This is a genomic window from Fusibacter sp., from assembly GCF_057447755.1.
The window spans coordinates 1-2,219 of the sequence record NZ_JBVBZF010000453.1 but is presented as its reverse complement, the minus strand read 5'-3'; the positions used below and the strand labels follow the sequence as shown (position 1 = coordinate 2,219).

The following is a 2,219-nucleotide window of genomic DNA, read 5'->3' as shown; positions in this document are numbered from 1 at the left end:
CTCATTATGAGCTTCTTCGCTCCGTTCCAGGCATCGGAGAAGTGACAGCTTCGGTGATTTTATCTGAAATCGGCAATTTTGACCGTTTTCATTCTAAAAAACAGTTGATTGCTTATGCTGGGCTTGATCCTTCAGTCTTTCAGTCTGGGAAGTTTACTGGTAAGAATAGTAAGCTCTCCAAGCGTAGTTCTCCTTACCTCAGAAGAGTACTCTATCAAGACGCATGTGCAGGTGTTAGTAAACGTGCCAATGGATATGCCAACAAAGAACTTAGAGCGTTTTACGATAAGATGATTGATTCTGGTAAACCAGCTAAAGTTGCTATGACAGCATCTTCTGCAAAACTACTCCGAATGATCTTTGGCATTATGAAATCAGAGACTCCATTTAAGTTCTGATAACATAATTTTATCATTTTTTGTCCTGATATTTACAGGTTTATTTAGCATGCCCTAAAATCAGTATGATTACTATTTTTGATTGGATGCTTGACAAGAATTAGCTGGTTTATATGAAGTATTTGATTGTTCTATGTTAAACACAAAATCCTATTGTTCAAATGATTTTAAAATTAATGGTAATAACTTTAAACCAATATCAATACCTTGATTACTTATCCAAGATAGAATTTTACTTACTTTTGCCCATTTCTGAATATTGGATTCAGTAGATTCAGATATATTCTGTAAATTTTTTATATTTTCAAGCATTTCATTTCGTAAATCTTCTCCAATATATGGATTATTCTCTGTTTCGTTAATTATTTGATCAAACGTGATTGATATTGTAATCTCAGTATTGGATGTCAGCTCATTATTGTTGGTATTAACTATACTAATTGTGTTTTTATGTGGATCACTTCCATTGACTTTTTCATCTTTTAATTTAGCTAAATAATGTTCTAATTTTACCTTTAACTTTTTTAAATCATTATAATATTGCTTATCTCCATACATCGAATATCTCTGCAAACCAGCTGTTATTTGATCAATATCCCCTCTATATGCATAGACAATTTCACTAACTAACTCTCCTACTTCATTTATAGGAAGTTTATTATCAGTAATTGTATTATTTATTTTATCAATATCTTCCTGTATTCTTTGTACTCTATTCGTATTCATGGTCATTCCCCCATAACAATAATATGTATCTAATCAAATATTTCATATAACGTTCCCGCTATTACAGAAGTCGCTCTCTTTTAACGCCTTAGCGGTAAAAGTGTCGCAACCCTTGCTACGCAAGGGTTGTGACATCAGAGTGATTTTGCTAATAGTCGTGTTATATGAAGTGCTTCAATCATAGTATTGATAATTTTATACTGTTTCTAATGAAACCATTCAGTTATTTAATACTGTAAATTTATCTTTTATATCTTCTGATTAACAAGATTCCATACATAATAGTATTTATACAACATGAATATATACTGCTGCTTTGTTATTAAATTTTGGTTTTCCATCTTCATTATAAACCCTTTTAATCTTATCAATTGCACCCTTTCGAACCTCTGCATTAAACATTTTTCCTACTACAGCTCTAACCATTGAAGGTTTAATATTTTCCATTGTAGCATGCATCATTGAAATTTCTGAAAATGTCTTTAATTCAACCAATGTAAACTCTTTGTCTATTGGAAATTCTAATGCTTCTTTAACCGTTTCTGATAACAATATTGCATAGTCTACTGTATTAGGATTTTTCAGTTTGTTTAGTAAAGCCACTATGTGTACATTGACTGAAATATTCAATTCTTTTGCTTCATCCTCTAATAGATTAAACAGACTTTCTTCAAGTGATAAATGTACTCTTGGCATAATAAATCCTCCTATCTCAAATATATGATTATATCGCGCGGTGTAACTACCGCTCTATTTAATTATACCCCGGTGTTCACACCGCGTCAATAGAAAAATAACTATTTATTGAGAATACTGTCGTAATGTTTATTTCATAAGAGCATTTCATATAACGTTCCCGCTATTACCGAAGTCACTCCTTTTGACCCTTAGGGCAAAAGTGGCGCTGTCCTTGCCCTGCAAGGGCTGTGACATCAGAGTGATTTAGGTAACCGACGTGTTGGACTAAACCGCTAGCGCGGTGACTTCTAAATGCCTTACTCCTAGACATACAGTTCGTCAATTAGATATTCTTATTCTATCTAAATGAAAAGGAGCTGTTTTTTTATGTCTGAATTATTATTAAAAATGCAAATG

At 32.4% G+C, this 2,219-nt stretch carries 3 protein-coding genes; 1 reads left to right on the top strand and 2 read right to left on the bottom strand.

Annotated elements, in window-relative coordinates:
* On the top strand, window positions 1-398 hold a 398-nt coding region (locus AC220I_RS21565; protein ID WP_486725932.1), incomplete at its 5' end, for a transposase.
* 150 nt (window positions 399-548) lie between these two features.
* Here the strand turns inward: AC220I_RS21565 and AC220I_RS21560 are convergent.
* Together AC220I_RS21560 and AC220I_RS21555 are read right to left on the bottom strand one after the other, a co-directional pair.
* Window positions 549-1,124, bottom strand: coding sequence for a hypothetical protein (locus tag AC220I_RS21560; RefSeq protein ID WP_486725931.1), 576 nt, complete (start codon window positions 1,122-1,124; stop codon window positions 549-551).
* 288 nt (window positions 1,125-1,412) lie between these two features.
* The gene (locus tag AC220I_RS21555) at window positions 1,413-1,820 is read right to left on the bottom strand and encodes a hypothetical protein (protein ID WP_486725930.1); all 408 of its coding nucleotides are present in this window, start codon (window positions 1,818-1,820) and stop codon (window positions 1,413-1,415) included.
* Window positions 1,821-2,219: the final 399 nt, after the last annotated feature.

Bases quoted from the DNA above. Each gene is read 5' to 3' on its own strand.
- AC220I_RS21560 (WP_486725931.1), bottom strand. From the start codon at position 1,124: ATGAATACGAATAGAGTACAAAGAATACAGGAAGATATTGATAAAATA.
- AC220I_RS21555 (WP_486725930.1), bottom strand. From the start codon at position 1,820: ATGCCAAGAGTACATTTATCACTTGAAGAAAGTCTGTTTAATCTATTA.